Below are 578 nucleotides of genomic sequence, written 5' to 3' on the forward strand. Positions count from 1 at the left end.
CATGAGGCGCTACGCAGTGTCTTTGTCGCGTCGGAGGGCAAGCCCCTGGTCGCGGTTCTGCCGCCGGATGCGGGACTGCCGGTGGCCGAGCACGATCTGCGGGACAGGCCGGATGCTGAGGCTGCGCTTTTGGATCTGTGCCATGAAGAGGCGCGCACGCCGTTCGATGTTGCGCGCGGGCCGCTGATCCGCGGGCGTCTGATCGGGATGTCGGATGAGCAACACGTCTTCCTGCTGACCCAGCACCACATCGTCTCGGACGGCTGGTCGATGAGCGTGCTGGTGGGTGAACTCAGTCAGCTTTACCGGGCGTTCGAGGCTGGACAGGACGATCCTTTGCCGCCGCTGGCGATCCAGTACCCGGATTATGCCGCCTGGCAGCGACAGTGGCTGACGAGGGAACGGCTGCAGAGCCAGGCGGACNGCGATCCAGTACCCGGATTATGCCGCCTGGCAGCGACAGTGGCTGACGAGGGAACGGCTGCAGAGCCAGGCGGACTATTGGCGCGAGACCCTCGCCGGCGCCCCGGCCCGTCTTGGCTTGCCGACGGACCGTCCGCGGCCGGCCCAGCAGTCGT

At 67.2% G+C, this 578-nt stretch carries 1 protein-coding gene and 1 pseudogene; both read left to right on the top strand.

The window, feature by feature from the left end:
* Window positions 1–57: 57 nt before the first annotated feature.
* Window positions 58–285: pseudogene (locus X738_RS88680) on the top strand (condensation domain-containing protein); the annotation flags it as partial.
* Between the two features lie 196 nt (window positions 286–481).
* On the top strand, window positions 482–578 hold a 97-nt coding region (locus X738_RS88685), incomplete at its 3' end, for a hypothetical protein (protein WP_280812088.1).

Source organism: Mesorhizobium sp. L48C026A00 (genome assembly GCF_000502375.1).
Classification (GTDB): domain Bacteria; phylum Pseudomonadota; class Alphaproteobacteria; order Rhizobiales; family Rhizobiaceae; genus Mesorhizobium; species Mesorhizobium muleiense.